The organism is Nocardiopsis sp. FIRDI 009, assembly GCF_003386285.1.
GTDB lineage: Bacteria > Actinomycetota > Actinomycetes > Streptosporangiales > Streptosporangiaceae > Nocardiopsis.
This window is the reverse complement of record NZ_QPNC01000020.1, coordinates 101,597-123,381: the sequence shown is the minus strand read 5'-3', so window position 1 is coordinate 123,381 and position 21,785 is coordinate 101,597. Positions and strand designations below refer to the sequence as shown.

At 72.2% G+C, this 21,785-nt stretch carries 16 protein-coding genes; 9 read left to right on the top strand and 7 right to left on the bottom strand.

Features of this window, described 5'->3' with window-relative positions; translation table 11 throughout:
- Positions 1-7: 7 nt before the first annotated feature.
- Positions 8-718, bottom strand: coding sequence for a hydrogen peroxide-dependent heme synthase (gene hemQ, locus DVR05_RS18565; protein WP_116247175.1), 711 nt, complete (start codon positions 716-718; stop codon positions 8-10).
- Positions 715-2,361, bottom strand: coding sequence for a protoporphyrinogen oxidase (hemG, locus tag DVR05_RS18560; RefSeq protein ID WP_116247174.1), 1,647 nt, complete (start codon positions 2,359-2,361; stop codon positions 715-717). The genes hemQ and hemG overlap by 4 nt, the downstream gene beginning before the upstream one ends.
- On the opposite strand from hemG, the gene DVR05_RS18555 reads away from it, so the two are divergent.
- Entirely contained in the window at positions 2,362-3,459 is a 1,098-nt protein-coding gene (locus DVR05_RS18555; RefSeq protein WP_116247173.1) for a DUF4349 domain-containing protein, read from the top strand.
- A gap of 36 nt (positions 3,460-3,495) precedes the next feature.
- On the opposite strand, the gene hemE is transcribed toward DVR05_RS18555, so the two are convergent.
- The gene (hemE, locus tag DVR05_RS18550) at positions 3,496-4,464 is read right to left on the bottom strand and encodes a uroporphyrinogen decarboxylase (RefSeq protein ID WP_232832215.1); all 969 of its coding nucleotides are present in this window, start codon (positions 4,462-4,464) and stop codon (positions 3,496-3,498) included.
- A gap of 336 nt (positions 4,465-4,800) precedes the next feature.
- On the opposite strand from hemE, the gene DVR05_RS18545 reads away from it, so the two are divergent.
- From DVR05_RS18545 to DVR05_RS18520, 6 genes are all read left to right on the top strand, one after another.
- Positions 4,801-5,376, top strand: a complete 576-nt coding sequence (locus DVR05_RS18545; RefSeq protein WP_116247171.1) for a DUF3000 domain-containing protein — start codon at positions 4,801-4,803, stop codon at positions 5,374-5,376.
- 78 nt (positions 5,377-5,454) lie between these two features.
- Positions 5,455-6,717 (top strand): ribonuclease D, encoded by a 1,263-nt coding sequence (locus tag DVR05_RS18540; protein WP_232832213.1) that lies wholly within the window; start codon positions 5,455-5,457, stop codon positions 6,715-6,717.
- Positions 6,718-6,915: 198 nt separating this feature from the next.
- Entirely contained in the window at positions 6,916-8,013 is a 1,098-nt protein-coding gene (locus tag DVR05_RS18535; RefSeq protein WP_116247199.1) for a tetratricopeptide repeat protein, read from the top strand.
- A 191-nt stretch (positions 8,014-8,204) separates the two neighbouring features.
- A complete protein-coding gene (locus DVR05_RS18530; protein ID WP_116247169.1) occupies positions 8,205-9,404 on the top strand; it encodes an acetyl-CoA C-acyltransferase in 1,200 nt (399 codons plus the stop codon).
- Positions 9,401-11,494: a 3-hydroxyacyl-CoA dehydrogenase NAD-binding domain-containing protein gene (locus tag DVR05_RS18525; RefSeq protein WP_116247168.1), complete on the top strand. Its 2,094-nt coding sequence runs from the start codon at positions 9,401-9,403 to the stop codon at positions 11,492-11,494. The genes DVR05_RS18530 and DVR05_RS18525 overlap by 4 nt, the downstream gene beginning before the upstream one ends.
- A 151-nt stretch (positions 11,495-11,645) precedes the next feature.
- Positions 11,646-12,506 (top strand): hypothetical protein, encoded by an 861-nt coding sequence (locus tag DVR05_RS18520; RefSeq protein ID WP_198659240.1) that lies wholly within the window; start codon positions 11,646-11,648, stop codon positions 12,504-12,506.
- Positions 12,507-12,536: 30 nt separating this feature from the next.
- Here DVR05_RS18520 and DVR05_RS18515 read toward each other — a convergent pair whose 3' ends face one another.
- A complete protein-coding gene (locus tag DVR05_RS18515; protein ID WP_116247166.1) occupies positions 12,537-14,762 on the bottom strand; it encodes an MMPL family transporter in 2,226 nt (741 codons plus the stop codon).
- Positions 14,763-14,913: 151 nt separating this feature from the next.
- On the opposite strand from DVR05_RS18515, the gene DVR05_RS18510 reads away from it, so the two are divergent.
- Together DVR05_RS18510 and DVR05_RS18505 are read left to right on the top strand one after the other, a co-directional pair.
- A complete protein-coding gene (locus DVR05_RS18510) occupies positions 14,914-15,705 on the top strand; it encodes a TetR/AcrR family transcriptional regulator (RefSeq protein ID WP_116247198.1) in 792 nt (263 codons plus the stop codon).
- Positions 15,706-16,248: 543 nt separating this feature from the next.
- A complete protein-coding gene (locus DVR05_RS18505; RefSeq protein WP_198659239.1) occupies positions 16,249-17,094 on the top strand; it encodes a neutral zinc metallopeptidase in 846 nt (281 codons plus the stop codon).
- A 36-nt stretch (positions 17,095-17,130) separates the two neighbouring features.
- On the opposite strand, the gene DVR05_RS18500 is transcribed toward DVR05_RS18505, so the two are convergent.
- The 3 genes from DVR05_RS18500 to DVR05_RS18490 form a co-directional block, all read right to left on the bottom strand.
- On the bottom strand, positions 17,131-18,534 hold the full coding sequence (locus DVR05_RS18500; RefSeq protein ID WP_116247164.1) for an FAD-dependent oxidoreductase: 1,404 nt from the start codon (positions 18,532-18,534) through the stop codon (positions 17,131-17,133).
- A 214-nt stretch (positions 18,535-18,748) separates the two neighbouring features.
- The gene (gene dxs / locus DVR05_RS18495; protein ID WP_116247163.1) at positions 18,749-20,683 is read right to left on the bottom strand and encodes a 1-deoxy-D-xylulose-5-phosphate synthase; all 1,935 of its coding nucleotides are present in this window, start codon (positions 20,681-20,683) and stop codon (positions 18,749-18,751) included.
- A 276-nt stretch (positions 20,684-20,959) separates the two neighbouring features.
- Positions 20,960-21,730, bottom strand: a complete 771-nt coding sequence (locus DVR05_RS18490) for a sulfite exporter TauE/SafE family protein (protein ID WP_116247162.1) — start codon at positions 21,728-21,730, stop codon at positions 20,960-20,962.
- Between the last annotated feature and the right edge of the window lie 55 nt (positions 21,731-21,785).

Below are 21,785 nucleotides of genomic sequence, written 5' to 3'. Positions count from 1 at the left end.
ACACCGGCTACGGCAGCGCGTCGACGAGTTCGGCGACGCTCCGGCGGCGACCGGTGTAGAAGGGGATCTCCTCACGGGTGTGCAGGCGCGCCTTGGCGCCGCGCAGGTGACGCATCAGGTCGACGATGCGGTGCAGCTCGTCGGCCTCGAAGGCCAGCAGCCACTCGTAGTCGTTGAGGCCGAAGGAGGACACGGTGTTGGCGCGCACGTCGGGGTAGGGGGCGGCCATCCGGCCGTGCTCGGCGAGCATCGCGCGGCGCTCGTCGTCGGGCAGCAGGTACCACTCGTAGGAGCGCACGAACGGGTACACGCACAGGTGGTCGCGCGGCTCCTCACCGGCGAGGAAGGCGGGCACGTGGCCGCGGTTGAACTCCGCGGGCCGGTGCAGGCCCACGACCGACCACACCGGCGTGCTGGCGCGCCCCAGGCGGGTGCGGCGGAAGGCGGTGTACATCTCCTGGACCTGCTCGGAGGTGTCGGCCACCCACCAGAACATGATGTCGGCGTCCGCGCGCAGACCCTGCACGTCGTAGCTGCCCCGGGTGACGACACCGCGTTCGGCGGCCTTGTCGAAGAGGGCCTGAAGCTCGTCGGCCGCCGCGGCCCGGTCGACGCCGTCGAGGACCTCGACCCTGAAGACCGACCACATGGTGTAGCGGATGAGCGCGTTCAGGTCGGTGCCGTCCTTGTCGACGGCGGTGTTCTGCTGGCCCGTCACGGGTTGACTCCTTGCTCTGTCGTTCCTGCGGCGTCGCCGCCGGGGGTGGTGTGACTGTCTCTGGGGAGGGTGCGCGCCAACCGTTCGGCCGCGCGGCCCGCGTCGGCCACACACGCGGGGATGCCGACGCCACCGTAGGCGGCGCCGCACACCCCCAGACCGGGGTGGCGGCTGACGGCGGAGCGGATCCGGTCGATCCGCGCGGTGTGCCCGACCCCGTACTGCGGGATGCCGTCCCGCCACCGGGTGACCCTGGTCTCCACGGGGGCCCCGGCCAGACCGGTGACCGTGGCCAGGTCGGCGACGGCCGCCGCCGCGAGCTCCTCGTCGGAGCGGTCCAGGGCCGCGGTGTCGCCGCCGCGGCCGATCGAGCAGCGCACCACGACCAGGTCGTCGCCGGGGTTGGCCGCACGCAGCGCCTCGGCGATCCAGGGCCACTTGTTGCTGGAGAAGGTGGCCGCCTTGATGGTGAGCCCTTCCCCGGCCGGAACGAGGAACCCGCTGCCCGTCAGCGGCTCGGGGAAGGCGGACGCGGGGAGCGCGAGGGTCACCAGGGCCATGCTGGCGTACTCCACTCCGCCCAGGTCGCGGGCGGCCTCGGGCACGTGCTCGGCGAGCAGGCGGGCCGCCTCGGTCGCCGGACAGGCCAGCAGGACCGCGTCGCAGTCCAACCGGTCGCCGGTGTCCAGGTGGACCCGCCACCCCTGGGACAGGCGGCGCAGGGAGTCGACCCGCGTACCGGTGCGCACCCGGCCGCCGTGCCTGTCGGCCAGGGCGGTCACGAGTTCGGCGATCCCGCCGCGCAGCGAGGCGAAGACCGGTCCGGCCGAGGCGGGAGCCGTGCGCCGGCCCGCCAGGTCGGCGTGCACCGCGCGCATGAGGGAGCGGTCCTCGCGGGCCATGGGGGCGATCTGCGGCAGCGCGGCGTCGAGCGAGAGCCGGTCGGCCCGGCCCGCGTACACACCGCCCAGCAGGGGTTCGACCAGGCGGTCGACGACCTGGCGGCCCATGCGCATGCCGACGTAGGTGGCCACCGGCACGTCCCCGCGCACGGGGGTGCGCGGCCAGACCAGGTCCAGTCCGGCGCGCAGGGTCCCCGTCCAGCTCAGCACCCCGCTGCGCGCGAGTTCGCGCAGGCTGCCGGGAACCCCCATCAGCTGCCCCTTGGGCAGCGGTCTGACCCGCCCACGCGTGTAGACGCCCGCGGAGCCGGGGCCGGGGTGCACGATCCGGTCGGCCAACCCGAGCTCGGAGATGAGGTCGAGTGCCTCGGGACGGCGGGCGAGCACCGACTCGGCCCCGGCGTCGGCCGGGACACCCGCCACGGGTGAGGCGTGCAGTTTGCCGCCGGGCGTGTCCGCGGCCTCCACGACGGTGACGGCGGCTCCGAGTGCGGTGAGGCGGTGCGCGGCGGTGAGTCCGGAGACCCCTCCCCCGACCACGACCACGTGCGGTGCTTGTGCCATGCCACCAGCTTTCCAGATGCCCTGGGTCACACGGACCCACCGTCCCCGAAACACACCCGTGCGCCCGCTCCCCCCGAGTCCCGCGGCCCGCACGACGGCCCCGGTCCGAGACCGCCTCGTTGCCCGGTCGTTACCCGGGAACCGCAACGTTCGCGGAGCCGCCCCCGTCGAAGACACATGGCTACTACCACTCTCCCCCAGCGGTGGCGTGTCACCGGCACCGCCCTGTCGCTCGGCCTGGCGGCCCTCGCCCTGACCGCCTGCGGAGCGACCGCGAACCAGTCCCTGACCGAGGGCGGCGAGGCGGACGCCGTGGCCCCCGACCGCGCCGGATCCGCCCGGACCGAGGAGGGCGCCGCGGACGGGGCGGCGGTCCGGGACGAGGCCGAGGCCCAGGACGGGGACGGCGGCGGGACCCTCGGAACGGACGTCGAGGCCGCCGACCGCGACCTCATCCACACCGCGACCATGACCGTGCGCGTGTCGGACGTGCCCGAGGCCGCCGACCGCGCCAAGGAACTGACCATCGAGGCGGGGGGCTACGTGGCCGCCGAGCATCTCACGACCCCGGCCGGTCGGGTGCCCACCGCCGAGCTGACCCTGCGTATCCCCAACGACGGCTACGAGGACGCGCTGACCGGGCTGGCCGAGCTCGGCGACCGGTCCGACCTGGAACGCTCCGTCGACGACGTCACCGACGAGGTGGCCGACGTCGAGAGCCGCATCGCGACCGCGGAGACGTCGCTGGAGACCCTGCGCGGCTACCTGGAGGAGGCCGAGGACGTCGACGACCTGCTCCGGATCGAGCAGGAGATCCAGGACCGCCAGTCGGAGCTGGAGGCCTACCAGGCGCGGCTGGAGACGCTGACCAACCAGACCACCTACTCCACCGTGCACCTGAGCCTGGACACCCCGGACACCTACGTCGAGGCCCCCTCCGGCGACGCCGTCGGCTTCCTGGAGGCCCTGCGGCAGGGCTGGGGCGCGCTGGTGGCCGTCGCCCTGTGGATCGCCGTGATCATGGGCTGGGCGCTGCCGTTCCTGGCGGTCGCCGCCGTGGTCGTCGTGCCCGTGTGGTGGTACCGCGGCAGGCGCGTCCGCGACGCGCTCGGCGGCTCGGCGCGCGGGGCCGGCCGGTCCGGGCGCGCCTCGGTCGCCGTGACCGACGACGGCGGTTCCGCGGCCGGGACCGGCCGCGGAACCGAACCCGCCGGGAGCGGAGGCGGGGTCGGGGACGACCCCGAGGACGGGGACGGCCCCGGGCGGGACGGGTGACGGCCCGGCGCGCCGGGCCCGGCCCCCGCCCGGGCGTCAGCCCGCGGTCTGTTCGTGGACGAAGGCGGTCAGGCGGGTGAGCACGTCCGGGTCCGTGCTCGGCAGGACGCCGTGGCCCAGGTTGAAGACATGGCCCTCGGCCGCGCGGCCCCGGGACAGGATGTCGCGCGTCCGCTCGGCGACGACCTCCCAGGGGGCGAACAGCGTCGCCGGGTCCAGGTTGCCCTGGAGGGCCTTGCCCGGCCCGACGCGCCGGGCGGCCTCGTCGAGCGGCACGCGCCAGTCCACGCCCACGACGTCGGCCCCGGCCTCGCCGAGCAGGCCGAGCAGTTCACCGGTGCCGACGCCGAAGTGGATGCGCGGGACCTCGTACTCGGCGAGCTGGCCGAAGATCCACGAGGTGTAGGGCAGCACGGAGGCTCGGTAGTCCTCCGCGCTGAGCGCACCGACCCAGGAGTCGAAGAGCTGCACGGCGCTGGCGCCCGCCTCGACCTGGACGCGCAGGAAGCCCAGCGTGATCGCGGCCAGGCGGCGCATCAGCTCGTCCCACAGCTCGGGCTCGCCGTACATGAGCGCCTTGGTGTGCTCGTGGTTCTTGGAGGGCCCGCCCTCGATGAGGTAGGAGGCCAGCGTGAACGGGGCGCCCGCGAACCCGATGAGCGGCTTGTCGCCCAGTTCGCCGACGAGCTGGCCCACCGCCTCGGTGATGTAGGGCAGGTCGTCGGGGTCGATCTCCCGGAGCCGCTTGAGTCCGGTGGCGTCACGCACCGGCTCCGCGACGACGGGGCCGACGCCGGGCTTGATGTCGAGGTCGATGCCGATCGCCCGGAGCGGGACGACGATGTCGCTGAAGAAGATCGCGGCGTCGACGTCGTGGCGCCGGACGGGCTGCATCGTGATCTCGGTGATCATGTCGGGGCGCGAGCAGGCTTCGAGCATGGGGACGTCGGCGCGTACCCGGCGGTACTCGGGCAGGGAGCGCCCCGCCTGGCGCATGAACCACACCGGGGTGTGGGGCACCGGGAGCCGTCGGCAGGCGCGAAGGAAAGGAGAGTCTTGAAGCGTCACACCTCGATCGTGCCATGTCCGTCCCGGTGTTCTCGCGCGCGTCGGCCGGAGCACCGGCCCGGGACGCGGATTCCGGTGGCCCCGACGGCGCGCGGATCCCAAGATCATCACAAAACACCGACACGCCGTGCGAACTCCGTACCGACGAAGGTGACTCGTGCCACGGTCGGTTCCGTTCCCATCAACCGACCCGCGTTCGGGTGTCGGTCGGCTGGGTATGCCCGAACGACCCCGGGACGTGATCACCACAAGATGAAGGCTGACGTTTCCACCATGCCTGATGTCGGTAGCGCCGAGAACGCGCACGAGACGTTCCGGCGAGCGGTCCAGGCGCTGCACGGCCCCCCCGTGCGCCCGGAGATCGCCGTGCGGGAGATCCCCGCCCCCCAGAGGTTGGCCCCCCACGCGGCCGCCGTGTCGGCCGAGGTCACCGTGCAGGGCGAGGAGGTCGCCTGGGGGCGGCTCATCGTCCTGTACGACCCCGAGGGCACCCGGTCCTGGCCCGGCCCGTTCCGGGTGGTGTGCCAGGTCAACTCCGAACTGGAGTCGGAGATCGCCGCCGACCCCCTGCTCGGTCCGGTCGCCTGGAGTTGGCTCACCGACGCCCTGACCGCGCACGACGCGGCCCACCACACGTTGAGCGGCACGGTCACGCGCGCCACGACGGAGGGGTTCGGCACCAAGGCCGGCGAGGGCGCCACCACGGAGGTGGAGATGCGCGCCTCCTGGACGCCGGAGTCGGACCGGTTGTCGGGGCACGTCGCCGCGTGGTTGGCGCTGCTCGCGTCGGCCTCCGGGCTCCCCCCTCTGGACGTCGCCGACATCACCCGGCAGCGCTCACGGTCCTGACCCGGACCGGTTCCGCCCGCGGTCGGTGGATCCGGCCCGTGTTCCGCGTCCGGTGGCCGCAGCGCATACCGTAGTGGTGTGGCGAACGCGTTGAACTCCAAGACAGAACCCCGCGAACCAGGAAACGACGACGCTGAGAGGGCACCTCTGCTGCGGGAGCCGCGGGAGGGCCTGCCCGACGTCACCTCCGACGCCGACGCGCTCGCCGACGTAGTGGCGGCCGTGTCCGCCGGGACCGGGCCGGTGGCGGTGGACGCCGAACGGGCCTCCGGGTACCGGTACGGTCAACGCGCCTACCTCGTCCAGCTGCGCCGGGAGGGCTCCGGTTCGGCGTTGATCGACCCCATCGCCTGTCCGGACCTGGGTGCTCTGGACGCCGCGCTGGACGGGGCCGAGGTGGTGCTCCACGCCGCCCACCAGGACCTGCCGTGTCTGTCCGAGGTCAACCTGCGCCCGCGGAGGCTGTTCGACACCGAACTCGCCGGGCGGCTGCTCGGTTACCAGCGCGTCGGTCTGGGGTTCATGGTGGAGCGCCTGCTGCACGTGCGCCTGGCCAAGGAGCACTCGGCCGTGGACTGGTCCCAGCGTCCCCTGCCCGTGGACTGGTTGCGCTACGCCGCGCTGGACGTGGAGATCCTCATCGAGCTGCGTGACGCGTTGGAGGAGGAGCTGGCCGAGACCGGGAAGCTGGAGTGGGCGCGCGAGGAGTTCGCGTCGGTTCTGGCCACCCCGCCCAAGGAGCCGCGGCCGGACCCGTGGCGTCGTACCTCGGGGATCCACCGGGTGCGCAACCAGCGGTCCCTGGCCGCCGTGCGCGAGCTGTGGTACGAGCGGGACCGCATCGCCCAGGAGCGGGACGTCTCCCCCGGACGGGTCCTGCCGGACGCCGCGATCGTGGAGGCCGCCACCGCGATGCCGCGGACGCCCGCCGAGCTGACCGGGATCCGGCAGTTCGGGATCAAGCTGGCGCGCCGCTACCTCAACACCTGGATCCGGGCGATCAACCGGGCGCGGGACATGCCCCAGACCGAACTCCCCCGCCCCAACGCCCCCGGCGACGGCCCGCCGCCGGTGAACCGGTGGGCGGACCGGGCTCCGGAGGCCGCACGGCGGCTGGAGGCCGTGCGGGCGACGGTCACGGGGATCGCCGAGGACGTGGTCATGCCGACCGAGAACCTGCTGCTGCCGGACACGGTCCGACGGTTGGCGTGGGCACCGCCCCGCACGGTGGACCCGGACTCGGTGGCCGCGTTCCTGCGTGAGCGGGGAGCCCGGAACTGGCAGGTGGGACTGACCGCGGAGCCGCTGGCCACAGCCCTCCGGGGAGCTGAGAAGGCGTAATTTTTACCCGGGCTTCACCCACTCAACCCCAACGTGACTGAACTCACTCCGACCCGGGGGTGGTTCATGCCTGTTCCCCCGCCTCGTGTCCGATTATGTTATAGAAATGTGCCCTGGAACCCCTGGGCATGTTCAACGAAGGCGAAGCCCGCGGCGATGGCCGCCGCGGGAGGCGATCAGGGAGATGTGGTGAGTCTGCTGGCGTTCTGGCGTGCGCTTCTGCGCGAAACCGGTCTGTCCCGCGCGGCCAGGATGCGTCCGGTGGATACCACCGCGCCCGCTCCCGTGGACCCGCGCGAGGAGTCCGTGGAGGAGTACGTGAGGGTCCGGGTGGCGAGCCCGGCCGGGGCCGCCTCCGCCGCCGCGGACGCTCCGGCGGCTCCGGAGGCGTCGGCCGCACCCGACGCTCCGGGCACGCCGGACGCGCCGCGGGCCGGGGTGGGTGCCGTGACGACCACCGAGACGGCCGTCAGCCCCCTGCCGCGTCGGTCGGTGACCCGGAAGGCGGCCTCCCCGCGTAACGGGGGGTCGCGTGCCGCGTCGCTGGAGCGGACCCTCCAGTCGCTGGTGGAGCGGCACGGCACCGAGCACCCGGAGACGATCACCGCGCGCAACAACCTCGCGACCAAGTACGCGCAGATGGGCCGTCGTCTGGCCGCCGTGCAGCAGTTCGAGCTGGCGCTGGCCGAGGCCGTGTCGGTGCACGGGGAGGAGCACCCGCGCACCGAGATCATCCGCGAGAACCTGGCCTGGGCACTGGAGGACGCGGGCCAGCCCGCGGAGGCCGCCGCCCAGTGGGAGATCCTGCTGCGTGAGCGCGAGGAGCAGTTCGGCCCGGCCGACGAGGACACCGTGGAGGCGCGCAGCCACCTGGCCGCGTGCTACCGGCGCGACGGCCGGCTGGACGCGGCGATCGCCCACTACGAGCGGGCGATCGAGGACGTCGCCTCCACCGAGCGGCGTGAGGAGCTGCGCCTGGGCCTGAGCGTGGCGCTGAGCCAGTCGGGGCGCTTCGAGGCCTCGATCGGTCAGCTGCGCACGGTGCTGATGGCGCGGCGCCGCCGCCTGGGCAAGGGACACCTGGACACGCTCACCGTGCACCACCGGCTGGGCCGCGCGTTCACGCAGGCGGGCCGGGCGGACGAGGCCGTCGAGGTGCTGCGCGACGCCTACCGGGTGGCGCTGAACTCGTCGGGCGACCCGGAGGTGCGGCGGCTGACGCTGCGGCTGCGCCGCGACCTGGCGGGCGCCTACAACGCCGCGGGGCGCACCCGCGAGGCGAACGCCCTCCTCTGACCCCCGGCACAGCCGTTCCGGGCGCGCGGACCCACCGGTCCGCGCGCCCTTACTCGTGTCCGGGAGGAACCGGCGGGGACCCCCTCGACGGCGCGCGCGTGGTACCACACGCCGGCGCTCGCGTTATTTGTTACTGGCGAGTAGCATGAGCTTGACAAGTCCGTCCCACCGCCTGAGAAGGAGGGCCCATCGTGCCGCGAACCGCACGCGATGTCGTGTTTGTCGACGGGGTCCGCACCCCGTTCGGCAAGTCTGGCAAGGGCCTCTACGCCGAGACGCGGGCCGACGACATGGTCGTCCGCGTCATCCGCGAGCTGCTGCGCCGCAACCCGGGTCTGCCGCCGGAGCGCGTCGACGAGGTCGCCATCGCCGCCACCACCCAGACCGGCGACCAGGGTCTGACCATCGGCCGCAGCGCCGCCATCCTGGCCGGGCTGCCGCAGAGCGTCCCCGGCTACGCCATCGACCGCATGTGCGCCGGTGCGCTCACCGCCGTCACCACCTCCGGCGCGGGGATCTCCTTCGGCGCCTACGACGTGGTGATCGCCGGCGGCGTCGAGCACATGGGCCGCCACCCCATGGGTGAGGGCGTCGACCCCAACCCGCGGTTCCTCTCCGAGAAGCTGGTCGACCCCTCGGCCCTCGTCATGGGGAACACCGCGGAGAACCTGCACGACCGCTACCCGACCATCACCAAGGAGCGCGCCGACGCCTACGCGGTGCGCAGCCAGGAGAAGGTCGCCAAGGCCTACGCCGACGGCAAGATCCAGCAGGACCTCGTCGAGATGGTCGTCCGCTCCCTGGAGAAGGGCTGGGGCCTGGCCACCGAGGACGAGCCGCCGCGGCCCGGCACGACCATGGAGTCGCTCGCCGGCCTCAAGACGCCGTTCCGCGCCCACGGCAACGTGACGCCCGGTAACGCCGCCGGTCTCAACGACGGCGCCACCGGTGCGCTGCTCGCCGCCGAGGACGTCGCCGCCGAGCTCGGCCTGGACGCGCGCATGCGCCTGGTCGACTTCTCCTTCGCCGGCGTCGACCCGGCGGTCATGGGCGTGGGCCCCGTCCCGGCCACGGAGAAGCTGTTCGCGCGCCAGGGCATCTCGATGGACGACATCGGCATCATCGAGATCAACGAGGCCTTCGCCGTCCAGGTGCTCGCCTTCCTGGAGCACTTCGGCCTCGCCGACGACGACGCCCGCGTCAACCCGTGGGGCGGCGCGATCGCCATCGGCCACCCGCTCGCCTCCTCCGGCGTGCGCCTGATGATGCAGCTCGCGCGCCAGTTTGCCGAGCGCCCCGACGTCCGCTACGGCCTGACCACGATGTGCGTCGGCCTGGGCATGGGCGGGACCATCCTGTGGGAGAACACCAACTACGAGGGGGGCAAGTGAGCACCGCGATCGAGCAGGCAAGGGAACTCTTCGACTCCGAGGTCGTCACCAACGCGATCTCCCGTGACGTCCAGCTCCCCTACGGCGCGGGCACCGCGGTGCTGATCACCCTGGACAACGGGCACGACCACACCAAGCCGAACACCTTCGGCCCCGGTGGCCTGCTGAGCCTGGACGAGGCGATCGAGGCCGCCCGGGCGCGCACCGACATCGTGGCCGTGGCCGTCACCGGCAAGCCGTTCATCTTCGCCGTCGGCGCCGACCTGACCGGCGTACCCGCGCTGCAGAACCGCGAGCAGGCGCACGCCATCGGCAAGCTCGGGCACGACGTGTTCCGCAAGCTCGGTGAGCTGGACGTACCGACGTTCGCGCTGGTCAACGGTGCCGCCATGGGTGGCGGTGTCGAGGTCGCGCTGCACTGCACCTACCGCACCGTCTCCTCGGGCGTCCCGGCGTTCGCGCTGCCCGAGACCTTCCTGGGCCTCGTCCCGGGCTGGGGCGGCACCTACCTGCTGCCCCACCTGATCGGCGCCGAGAAGGCCCTGAAGCTGATCGTCGACAACCCGCTCGCCCAGAACAAGATGATCAAGGGCAAGCAGGTCTTCGAGATGGGCATCGCCGACGCCATCTTCGAGCCCGCGGACTTCGTCGAGGAGTCGCTGCGCTGGGCGGCCAAGGTCGTCAAGGGCGACATCAAGGTCGAGCGCCCCGAGGTCGACAAGGGTGAGGCCTGGGACAACGCGGTCAACATGGCCCGGTTCACCGTCGAGGGCAAGCTGCACGGCGCCGCCCCGGCCCCGGTCCGCGCGATCGAGCTGGTCGCCGAGGCCAAGAACCGCACGCGTGACGAGGGCTTCGCCGCCGAGGACGACGCGCTCGCCGACCTCATCATGAGCGACGAGCTCAAGTCCGGCCTGTACGCGTTCGACCTGGTGCAGAAGCGCGCCAAGCGGCCCGCGGGCGCGCCGGACAAGTCGCTGGCCCGCAAGGTCACCAAGGTCGGCGTCGTGGGCGCCGGTCTGATGGCCGGACAGCTGGCGCTGCTGTTCGCCCGCCGCCTGGACGTGCCGGTCGTCATGACCGACCTGGACCAGGAGCGTCTGGACAAGGGCGTGGCCTACGTCCACGGCGAGGTCGACAAGCTCCTGAAGAAGGGTCGGGTCAGCCAGGACAAGGCCAACCGCCTCAAGGGCCTGGTGACCGGTTCGCTGACCAAGGACGCCTTCTCCGACGCCGACTTCGTGATCGAGGCCGTCTTCGAGAAGATGGAGGTCAAGCAGCAGGTGTTCGGCGAGGTGGAGGCCGTGGTCTCCCCGGAGGCGATCCTGGCCACCAACACCTCCTCGCTGTCGGTCACCGAGATGGCGTCCAAGCTCCAGCACCCCGAGCGGGTCGTGGGCTTCCACTTCTTCAACCCGGTCGCCGTCCTGCCGCTGCTGGAGATCGTCCGCGGCGAGAAGACCGACGACGCCGCGCTGGCCACGGCCTTCGCCACGGCCAAGCAGCTCAAGAAGACCGCGGTGCTGTGCAAGGACGCCCCGGCGTTCGTCGTCAACCGCCTGCTCACCCTGTTCATGGGCGAGGTCCTGGCGGCGGTGGAGGAGGGCACCGAGCCCGAGGTCGCCGACCGCGCGGTCGCGCCCCTGGGCCTGCCGATGTCCCCGCTGATGCTCCTGCAGCTGGTGGGCCCGGCGGTGGCGCTGCACGTGTCCGAGACGCTGCACGGGGCCTTCCCGGACCGCTTCGCGGTGTCCCAGCAGCTGGCCGAGGTGGTCAAGGCCGGCAAGACCCAGATCTTCGCGCCGGACCTCACCATCGACCCGGAGGTGAAGGAGCTGCTCAGCGGCGGGACCAACCCGTCCGAGGAGAGCGCCATCCTGGACCGCGCGCTGCGCGCGCTGGCCCGGGAGGTCCGGATCATGCTGGACGAGGGTGTCGTGGCCGAGCCCGCCGACATCGACCTGTGCCTGATCACGGGCGCGGGGTGGCCGTTCCACACCGGTGGCATCACGCCCTACCTGGACCGCTCGGGCGTGTCCGAGGCCGTGAACGGCAAGCCGTTCCACGAGGGCGCCCTCAAGGCGCTCTGACGCTTCAGAGACCCTGGACGGACCCCGCGGGCCCGGTCGCCGACAGGTGGCCGGGCCCGTTCTTTTCGGTCTATTTCCGCACGGAACCGAATTACTGAAGAATTCGGTAACCCATTCATACTTGTAAGTAACCCTGTGTAATATCTGATGTGTGGCAATCTCCCCAGAACACCAGATCTACACGGAGTTGTTCTCCGACTCCCCCGACATGGCCGTGGAGTTCCTGCGCAAGCGCGGCGTCCGCATCCCGGACTACGAAAGCAGCGAGATCACGTCCTGCGACCTCGGGCACGTCGACCCGGTCGAACGCCGTTCCGACGTCGCGATCATGCTGCGCGGCGAGGGTCCCAACGGCCCCTCCGACTCACTCATGGGCGTCATCGTGGAGGTCCAGCGAGACGAGAAGGAACGTAAGCGTTTCACCTGGCCGGAGTACGTGGCGTGCCTGCGGTCCCGGCACGAGTGCCCGGTCACCCTGTTGGTGATCTGCCCTCGTCAGCCGGTGGCCGACTGGTACGCCGACGCGATACCGCTCGGTCACCCCGGGTTCGTCCTGCACCCGCTCGTGGTCGGGCCGAAGGACATCCCGGTGATCACCGACCCGGCCACCGTCGCGGCCTCCCCCACTCTGGGGGTGCTGTCGGCGGCGGCCCACGGGGCCAGAAAGGCAGGCGTCCTGGACGCCCTGAACAGCGGCCTCGACAAGATCGACCCGGAGAAGGCGGCGAAGTACATTAGTTATTCGCTGCACCTGCTCGCCGACACCGACGGACAGCAAGCCCTGGAGGCGCTCATGATGGCGAACACGTTCGACTACCACAGCCCCTGGGTGGACAGCCTCAGGGCCGAGGGGGAGGCGAAGATGCTCCTGCGCGTCCTGACCGCCCTCGGCGTCGAGGTGACCGAGGACGCACGCGAGCGCATCACCGGCTGCCACGACCTCTCGCAGCTCGAAGCGTGGGCCGACCGCGCCCCGGACATCACCACCATCGACCAGCTCTTCGACGCCTAGCACGGACCCGTCGGCTCCGCTCTCGCGCTCCTACACGCGCTCGGGCACCCGCGGCGGCCCGGTCGGGACGGCCGCCGCCTCCGTGTCGTCCTCGGCTCCGCCCTCGGAGATGCCCACCCGGTCGTGCAGCCAGCGCAGCGGACGCGGCAGCCACCAGTTGAGGTCGCCGAGCAGCCGCATGGTCGCGGGCACCATCACCGCCCGGACCAGGGTGGCGTCCACCACCACGGCGATGGCCAGGCCGACACCGATGATCTTCAGGAAGAGCAGGCCGGAGGTGCCCATGGCCAGCAGGACGACCACGAGCAGGAGCGCGGCGCTCGTGATGATGCGCGCCGTCCGCTGCAGGCCCGTCGCGACCGCGTGCGTGTTGTCCCCGGTCCTGAGGTACTCCTCGCGCACCCGGCTGAGCAGGAACAGCTCGTAGTCCATCGCCAGGCCGAAGGAGACGATGGTGATCAGCACCAGGTAGGTCGGGTCGATGGTGCCCACGGCGTCGAAGCCCAGCGGCCCGGCGAAGGCGCCCTCCTGGAACCCCAGGACCACCGCCCCCAGGGAGGCGCCGAGCGACAGCGCCCCCATGAGCACGGCCTTGACCGGCAGCACGACGGAGCCGAAGGCCAGGAAGAGCAGGACCAGGGTGGCCGTGGCGACGAAGACGACGGTCGTGGGGGCAGCGTCGACGATCGCCGTGACGTTGTCCAGTTGCCGGGCGGCCACCCCGCCCACCAGGGCCTCCTCGGCGCCCTCGGGCAGCGGCTCGGCCCGGATCTCACGCACCAGCCGACCGGTCTCGGGATCGTCGATCGCACCCCGGTAGGCGACCAGGACGTGCGCGACGTCATCGCCGGTGCGCTCGACGCGGGAGAGCGCGACCCGCGACGACAGTTCCTCCAGCCGCTCGGCGTACGCGGTCAGGTCCTCCTGGGCGACCCGGCCGACGACCGCCACGTGCAACCGCCCCAGCCCGCCGGCCGGGAAGTCCTCCTCCACCGTCTCGGTGGCGATCCGGCTGGCCGCCTCCTCGGGCAGGTAGCGCTGGTCCGTGGCGCCCAGCTCGGTGGCCCACAGGCCCGAGCTGAGGACCAGCAGCACACCGCCGACCGCGACCAGGGACACCGCCGGGCCGCGCATCACCGTGCGGGCCAGCCGCGCCCACGCGCCGGCCCCGTCGTGGACCGCCCCGGTGACGGTCCGGGTCGGCAGGGGCAGCCGCAGCCGGTCGATCCGCCGTCCGACCACGGACAGCAGCGCGGGCAGGAACACCAGGGCCGCGAGGAGGTCGAACACGACGACGGCGATGCCGCCCCAGCCGATCGACTTCAGGATCGGTTGGGGGAAGAACAGGAGTCCGGCGAAGGCGATGCCCACGGTGACGCCGGAGAAGGCCACCGTGCGCCCGGCGGTGTCCACGGTGCGGCCGACCGCGTGGGGGATGGACGCGCCCCGGTCCAGCTCCTCCCGGAAACGGCTGACCAGGAACAGGCCGTAGTCGATCGCCAGCCCCAGGCCGAGGATGGTGGCGACGTTGACCGCGAACACCGACACCTCGGTGACGTGAGTCAGGGCGCGCAGCAGGGTGAGGGAGCCGAGGATGGCCAGGCCGCCGACGCTGAGCGGCACCAGGCCCGCGACGAGTCCGCCGAAGATGAGCACGAGCAGGAACAGCAGGACCGGCAGGGTGAGCAGTTCGGCGCGGACGATGTCGCTCTCAGCCGTGGCCGACAGCTCGTTCTCGACGCCGACGGGACCGCCGAGGTGGGTCTCCAGCGGTCCGGACTCCAGGACCTCGGCGACCTCGGCGTACTGGTGGAGCCGTTCGGCGTGGGTCCGCCCGCTCAGGGTCACCGGCACGTAGGTGGCGTGCTGGTCCTCGGAGACGAGCATGCCGCGCTCGACGTCGCTGAGGCTCTCGTCCAGGTAGACGTCGTAGGAGGCGACCAGGTCCTCGGGAAGGTCGTCGGTGACGCGCTCGACCGCGGCGGCGAAGGTGGGGTTGGTCACCCGCATCTCGTCGCTGCGGAAGACGGCCACGATGTCGATGTCATCGTGGCCGAGCTCCTCCTGGAGCAGTTCGGTGGCGCGCGAGGACTCGGCGCCCGGGTCCTCGAACCCGCTCTCGCTGACGTCGGAGAAGACCCCCGAGCCCCAGACGGCGGCGAACGCGGCGAAGAGGCCGGTGGCCACCAGCACCCACCATCGCCGCCGGTGTACGGACAGGCCCAGTCGGCCGAAGAGGCCCGGCTGTGTCGGCATGCGACGCCCTCTCAGTGAACATGCTTCATGGCGGTGAACAGTGTTTGCTAACGGTGTTCACTAAAGCGTGCGCCCATTACGATGTCAATATCGCCGACGAGAACCACAGCGCCACCGATCTGGCGCCCTGAGACGGGGTGTAGTGCAGCACATGACGAAACCGCAGGTCGCCCGGGGCCGCGCGGACCAGGGCACACTGAGCCGCCGCGAACGTGTGCGCGAAGCCACACTCGCCGAGATCAAGGCGATCGCCCGACGCCACCTCGTCGAACACGGCCCCTCCGGGGTCTCCCTGCGCGCCGTCGCCCGCGAGATGGGGATGACCGCGCCCGGGCTGTACCGCTACGTGTCGGGGATCGACGCCCTGCTCATCGCCATCACGGCCGACATGTTCGACGAACTGGCCGACGCCGTCGCCGCGGCCGACGCCAGCGTCCCCGAGGAGGACACCGACCGGCGCATCCTCACGTCGCTGCGCGCCTTCCGCACCTGGGCGATCGACCACCGGAGCGAGTTTGCGGTCATGTTCGGGCCGAGGGCCAGGTTGGACCCGAACGCGGACATCACCCCGGGGTTGGCGGCCGCGAGGCGCTTCGCCGCCACCTTCTACACGCTCTTCGACCGGTTGCTGGTCGAGCGCCGCTTCGCCCTGCCCGACCGGGCTCAGGTCACCCCCGACCTCGACCGCGAGCTGCGCTCCTTCGCCGAGCGCTGCGGGTTCTCCGCGCCGCACATCCCGGTGGAGGCGGTCATGGTGCTCACCTCGTGCTGGGTCCGGCTCTACGGCGTGGTGTGCATGGAGGTGTTCGACCACATGAGCATCGTCATGGGCGACCTGGAACCACTCTTCGAGGCCGAGCTTCGCGCCGTGTTGACGGACCTGGGTGTGCGGTACGAACCGCCGGGGGATACCTCACCCTCTACCATCGGTACACCCGATTAGGCCCCATACTGGAGGTTCGCCGTACTTGCCGGATTCGCCTGGGCGGGTCCGGCTGTCTCCAGCGCGCGTCGGCACGAGAGGGAGGACGGACCCGTGGAGAACCAACCCGGTGGCGACGGGCCGGGAAACGAGGAACCCCTGGCAGAACGGCCCGGCCCCGGAGGCACCGCCCCCACCGACCCCATACCCGCCCCGACCCCCATCTCCCCCTCCCGCCCCGCTCCCCCGCCCCACAGCGCACCGACCGCCCCCGGCGTCCCGACACCCCCCGGACCTCCGACACCGCAGTCGGGCGCCCCCGGCCCGCACCCCCCGACCGGCCATCCATACGGTGCGCCCCGGACCTTCCCACCGGCACCCCACCCGGGAGCCCCGGGCCCGTGGCCGGGCCCGGCGCCCCACCCGGACGCGCACCGGGACTTCGGCGCCCCGACCCCGAACGGCGCGCCCTCCGGGGTCGGGTGGGCACCGTCACAGACCTGGGCTCCGCCGCACGCGTGGACCGCGCCGCAGCCTCCCCCCGGGCGCCGCGGCGGCGCGAGCGTGCTCTTCGGAACCTGCGTGGCGGCCGTGGTCGCGCTCGCGGCCGTGGCCGCCAGCGTCGTGACCGTGGTCAACACCCCGCGGGAGGCTCCGTCGGCGGGCGGCGCCGACCTGGGGCTGTACTACGACGCGGCACTGGTCACGGCGCCGAACCCGGTGGAGGTCGACCTCGTCGACCACCCCCTGTACGCGGTCGCGGCACCGACCACGGTCGAGTGCGAGACCCCCGAGTTGGACATGGACTCGGACGAGTCGTGGGAGGAGTTCGCCAACGCGACCGGAACGTGCCTGGACGCGCTGTGGCGCCCGGTCATGGACGAACTCGGCCTCTCCCCCCAGACGCCGGAGATCACCGTCACCCGGGAGTCACCCGACTCCGACAACGAGGAGGGGTACACGCTCGCCTACTACGAGGGCGACTACACGCGCATCACCGTCGTCCTGCCGAACGTCCGCGAAGTCGGCGCGTTCATCCCCGCGGAGGACCAGGAGGAGGTCTGGGTCGCGCTGATGGGGCACGAGTACGGTCACCACGTCCAGTTCGCGACCGGCATCCTGGAACTCTCCTACCGACTGCGGGGCGAGGCCTCGGACGAGGACGAGGAGCTGGACGCGCTGCGTCGCACGGAACTCCAGGCCGAGTGCCTGGCCGGGATCGGCCTGCGGGCGATCACGGACGGGGACGCCGACGCCCTGGACGTGGTCGACGAGCACTTCAACGACGGCGGCGACCTGGACACGCACGGCAGCGCGGCCAACCGGTCGTTCTGGCTGGAGGAGGGCTGGTCGCGCGGGACCGTGGCGGGCTGCAACACCTACGGCGCGGAGGAGGACCGGGTCTCCTGAGCCCGACCCCGTCCCGCCCGCGACCGGGGCGGGCGCTCAGTCGCCCTCGATGACGTCGCGGTAGGCCCGCCAGCCGTGCAGCTTGACCCGTTCCCCGCGGTCCAGCTCCTCGGCCTGCTCGGCCTCGGCGCTGTCGATGCGCAGCCAGTCGCCGTACCCGCTGTGGGCGATCCCGAGCTCGTCCAGCACGGTCTCCAGGGGGACGGGCGCGGGCACGGCCGACCGCAGGGCGGGCGCGTCGTCGAGCAGGGAGCGAACCGTCCCGGCCGCGTCGGACTTGTTGGTCCCGATCACCCCGGTGGCGCCGCGCTTGAGCCACCCGGCCACGTAGTCGCCGCGGACCGGCCGACCGCTCGGGTCCAGTACGCGGCCCTCCTCCTGCGGGACGGTTCGCTCGACCGGGTCGAAGGGCACCCCGGGCAGGGGGACCCCCGCGTAGCCCACCGAACGCAGCACCATCCCGGCGTCCAGGACCTCGGTCTCCCCCGTCCCCACCAGATGCCCGTCGGGCTCCAGACGGGTGCGCTCCAGACGGACGCCGGTGACCCGGTCGGTGCCCAGGATCTCCTCCGGACGCACCCAGAAGTGCAGCCGGACACGGCGCCGGCAGCCTCGGGGGGCGCGCCGCGCCTGTTCCGAGAGCAGCCGCAGGTTGGTGCGGGCCGCGCGGGCCACCTGGTGCAGCTCGGGGGCGGGACCCCCCACGTCGGCGGGGTCGATGGCGACCTGGTCGGCGGGGACCACCACGTCGACGTCCGGCAGGGCGAGCAGGTCACGCAGTTCGGGCGCGGTGAACTTCGCCTGGAGGGGGCCGCGCCGGGCGAGCAGGTGGACGGTGCGGACGCGGCTGGCGGCCAGGGCCTCCAGGACCGGCTGGGGGATGTCGGTGTGCCGGAGTTCGTCGGCGGTCTTGACGAGGATGCGCGCCACGTCGAGGGCCACGTTGCCCGCCCCGACCACGGCGACCTCCTCCGCGCCCAGGACGAACCGCTCCAGTTCGCTGTCGGGGTGGCCGCAGTACCAGTTGACGAAGTCGGTGGCGGCGACGCTGCCGGGCAGGTCCTCACCGGGCACGCCCAGGCGGCGGTCGACGCTGGCGCCGGTCGCGTAGACCACGGCGTGGTGGGTGCGGGCGAGGTGGGCGCGGGTGAGGGTGGCCCCGAACTCGACCCCGCCGACGAACCGCACGTGCGGGTGCTCCAGGACCTTGCTCAGCGCGCGGGCCACGCCCTTGATCCTGGTGTGGTCGGGGGCCACACCGTAGCGGACCAGACCGTAGGGGGTGGGCAGCCGGTCCATGACGTCCACCCGGACGGGGACCCGGTGTTGTCGGGTGAGCGCGTCGGCCGCGTAGATGCCCGCCGGGCCGGAGCCGATCACCGCCACCCGGAGCGGCTCGGTGTCCATGGTGCGCTGCTGATCGGGTTCGGGAGCGGTCATGTGCCCATTCTTGCAGTTCCGGGACCCGTGGTCGGCACATGCGAAGGGCGCCCCGGTGCGGGGGCGCCCTCGTGGGTCTGGCCGCGGTGGACCGACCGCCCGAGGGGGCCGACGTTCGGGCGCCGGCGGGGCTCTCGGAGAGCGGGACCGCGCCGAAGGCGTCGGGTGGGGGCGGTGGCGGGCGACGGGCGGGCCGAAGCGCGGCGAGCGCCGCCTAGGCCTTGCCTCCGGTCAACGCGCGGCCACCGGGGTCCTCGGCGGACTCGGTGTAACGGGAGACGGTCTCGGTGAGCTTGCGGGACAGCTCCTGGGGGGTCAGGCCCTGCTGCTGGAGGATGCGGTCGCGCTTGGCGTGGTCGAGGAACTCCTGCTCGATACCGAACGTGCGCACCGGAACGTCCAGGTCGTTGTCGCGCAGGAGGCGGGCGACGGCGTCACCGACGGCGCCGGTGCGTCCGTTGTCCTCGATGACCGCGACGACGCTGTGCTCGGCGGCCTCGGCGACCAGGGCCTCGTCCAGGGGTTTGACCCACATCGGGTCGACGACGGTGACACCGATGCCCTGGTCGGCCATCCGGTCGGCGACCTCGCAGGCGACCTGGGCCATGCTGCCGACGCCGACGATGAGCAGGTCCTTGGACCGGCCCCCCTCGGCGGCCCGGCGGAGCAGGTCCATGGAGCCGACGTGGCCGATCGCGTCCAGGTGCTCGGCGACCGCGCCCTTGGGGTAGCGCACGACCGTGGGCGCGTCCTCGACCGCGACGGCCTCGCGCAGCAGGCGGCGCAGGCGCTCGGCGTCACGCGGGGCGGCCAGGCGCAGCCCGGGCACGACCTGGAGGATCGACATGTCCCACATGCCGTTGTGGCTGGCGCCGTCGTTGCCGGTCACACCGGCCCGGTCCAGGCAGAAGGTGACGCCCTGACGGTGCAGGGCGGCGTCCATGAGGACCTGGTCGAAACACCGGTTGAGGAACGTGGCGTAGACCGCGACCACGGGGTGCAGGCCGTTCATGGCCATGCCGGTGGCGGCGGTGGCGGCGTGCTGTTCGGCGATGCCGACGTCGAAGCAGCGGTCGGGGTAGGCCGCGGCGAACTTGTTCAGGCCGGTGGGGTAGAGCATGGCCGCGGTGATGGCGACGACGTCCTCGCGCTCGGCGCCGATCTCCACCATGGTCTCACCGAAGACCGAGGTCCACTTCTCGACCTTGGGGCCGGGCTTGGCCTGGCCGGTGCTGACGTCGAAGGGGCCGGGGGCGTGGAACTGGTCCTCGTCGTGGTTCTCGGCGGGGGCGTAGCCCTTGCCCTTCTGGGTGATGCAGTGGACGATCACGGGGCCCCCGAAGTCGCGGGCGCGACGCAGCGCCTTCTCCAGGGCCGGCTCGTCGTGGCCGTCGATCGGGCCGAGGTACTTGAGCCCGAGGTCTTCGAACATCATCTGCGGCTGGATGGCGTCCTTGACGCCCTTCTTGAGGCCGTGGAGGGCCTCGTAGAGCGGTTGACCGACCACGGGGGTCCGGTTCAGCGTGGACTTGGCCAGGTCGAGCGCCTGCTCGTATCCGGGCGTCAGGCGCAGGGAGGCCAGGTGGTCGGCGATCCCGCCCCGGGTGGGCGAGTAGGAGCGGCCGTTGTCGTTGACCACCACGACCAGGCGCCGGTTCTTCTTCTCCGCGATGTTGTTGAGCGCCTCCCAGGCCATGCCGCCGGTGAGGGCGCCGTCCCCGATCACCGCGACCACGGTGCGGTCGTCGCGGCCCCGGACCTCGTTGGCGCGGGCCATGCCGTCGGCGTAGGACAGGGCGGTGGAGGCGTGCGAGTTCTCGATGAAGTCGTGCTCGGACTCGGCGCGGGAGGGGTACCCGGACAGACCGCCCTCGGACTTGAGGTTGGAGAAGTCGTGGCGGCCGGTGAGGACCTTGTGCGCGTAGGCCTGGTGGCCGGTGTCGAAGAGGATGGGGTCCTTGGGTGAGTCGAAGACCCGGTGCAGGGCGATGGTCAGTTCGACGACGCCGAGACTGGGGCCCAGGTGGCCGCCGGTCTGGGCACAGGAGTCGACCAGGAAGTCTCTGATCTCCCGCGCCAGCACCGGGAGCTGGTCGGCCGGGAGCCTCTTGAGAGCTTCCGGATTGTGTATCGACTCGAACAGTGCCACTGTCTCGTCAGTCCCCTCGTCCAACGTGTTCGCCTGAGTTTGCCATCCCCGGCCACTGACCTGGTCAGGAATTGGCTACCGGCAGGTATACATACCCGAGTTTATGAGTCCGTGTCCACGGGTCGTACCCGGGATGCCGGTGGGGCGAGCCCCTCGTCGGGGCCGGATTCGCCCCCGGAGGTCTCCGGGCGGACGGTGTGTACGGGACATCGGCCCCACACGGGTTTCGGCGTACATTACTCGCTCCCGAGCGCGGTATTGCCCTTCTCCACGGCGTCAACCGAGAAACGCCTGTCCGAGCAGGCCGATCGCCGAGACCGTGACCACGCACAGCATCGCCACACGCAGCCTCGCGCCGTCGATCCGACGGCGCACGACGTTGCCGAGGGCGAAGCCGGCGCCGACGAACGGGAGGGCGGCCACGCCCACGACGACCGTGCGGGCGTCCAACTGGCCGCCCGCGCCGAGCGCGGCCAGGGAGACGCTCGCACCGAACAGGAAGAAGGCCGCCAGGGTGGCCCGGACCCGCGAGGGTGGCTCGTACTGGTAGAGCAGTGCCATCGGAGGCCCGCCCACGGAGGTCGCCGTGCCCGCGAACCCGGACAGGCACCCCGCGACCACGAGGGAGCCCGGGGTGAGGCGCACCCGGAAGGACCACACCGACAGCACGACCGCGGTGAGCACCATGACGCCGACGAGCCCGGCCAGGGCCCGGGGCTGGAGGGTGGCGACGACCCACACGCCCGCCAGCGTTCCGGGCAGGCGGGCGGGCAGCCCCCAGGCCACCCCCCTCCAGTCCACGTGCTTCCACTCCTGCACCAGCGTGAGCACCGGGAGCAGGACCGCGGCGATGAGCATCGCCCCCGGCATGAGGGTGGGGTCCAGGAAGGAGATGACCGGAGCCGCGACCAGTCCCAGGCCGAGACCGACGGTGCTCTGCACGGCCGCGCCCGCGAGGACGGCGGTGCCGGCCAGGACGACGAAGACCCAGGTGTCCGCCGCCCCGAGGGGTCCGGCGGACACGGGTTCCAGGAGATCTGTGTACATGAGGGGGATGACGCTACATCTCCACCCACCAGGTCGGAATTGCGAGGTCGGTTGA

Excerpts from the sequence above, each read along its gene's own strand:
- DVR05_RS18510 (WP_116247198.1), top strand. The coding sequence starts at position 14,914 with ATGACGAAACCGCAGGTCGCCCGGGGCCGCGCGGACCAGGGCACACTG.
- DVR05_RS18500 (WP_116247164.1), bottom strand. The coding sequence starts at position 18,534 with ATGACCGCTCCCGAACCCGATCAGCAGCGCACCATGGACACCGAGCCG.
- DVR05_RS18490 (WP_116247162.1), bottom strand. The coding sequence starts at position 21,730 with ATGTACACAGATCTCCTGGAACCCGTGTCCGCCGGACCCCTCGGGGCG.
- DVR05_RS18545 (WP_116247171.1), top strand. The coding sequence starts at position 4,801 with ATGCCTGATGTCGGTAGCGCCGAGAACGCGCACGAGACGTTCCGGCGA.
- DVR05_RS18555 (WP_116247173.1), top strand. The coding sequence starts at position 2,362 with ATGGCTACTACCACTCTCCCCCAGCGGTGGCGTGTCACCGGCACCGCC.
- DVR05_RS18515 (WP_116247166.1), bottom strand. The coding sequence starts at position 14,762 with ATGCCGACACAGCCGGGCCTCTTCGGCCGACTGGGCCTGTCCGTACAC.